This window comes from Micromonospora sp. BL1 (genome assembly GCF_003667485.1).
GTDB classification, from domain to species: domain Bacteria; phylum Actinomycetota; class Actinomycetes; order Mycobacteriales; family Micromonosporaceae; genus Micromonospora; species Micromonospora tulbaghiae.
In genome coordinates this window covers 1-405 of record NZ_RCVK01000116.1, presented here as the reverse complement: position 1 = coordinate 405, position 405 = coordinate 1, and the positions used below count along the sequence as shown (strand labels likewise).

1 protein-coding gene is annotated in these 405 nt (G+C 68.9%); it reads right to left on the bottom strand.

Annotation, left to right across the window (positions count from 1 at the left end; translation table 11 throughout):
• Positions 1-271: helix-turn-helix transcriptional regulator (locus EAD96_RS01465; RefSeq protein WP_147457823.1), on the bottom strand; the 271-nt coding region annotated here is incomplete at its 3' end.
• Positions 272-405: the final 134 nt, after the last annotated feature.

Here is a 405-nt window from a genome sequence, read left to right as displayed (position 1 = left end):
CCCAGTACCGCTTGCGCGCGTCCCCGCCGACGGCGCTGTCCCGGACCAGGCCGAACCCGGCGAGGTGGCGCAGGTGCCAGCTGGTCACCGACGGGGAGGCGCCGACGTGCTCGGACAGCTCGGTCGCCGTCGCGGCGCCGTGCCGCTGGAGCCTCGACAGGATGGCCAGCCGGACCGGATGGGACAGCGCGCGCATCGCCGTGGGCTCGGTGAGTTCGAGGTCACCGTACGGGTTTCTCCCGGTGTCGTCCTCGGCGTTTCTGAGAGACATGTCTCGAGAGTACTCTCTCAGAATTTTCCGGACAACCGGCAGGAGGCGAGAAACTCGGCCGGGCCACGACACGACGAAGGCCCCGGAGCGAACTCCGGGGCCTTCGTCACGAGTAGCGGGGACAGGATTTGAAC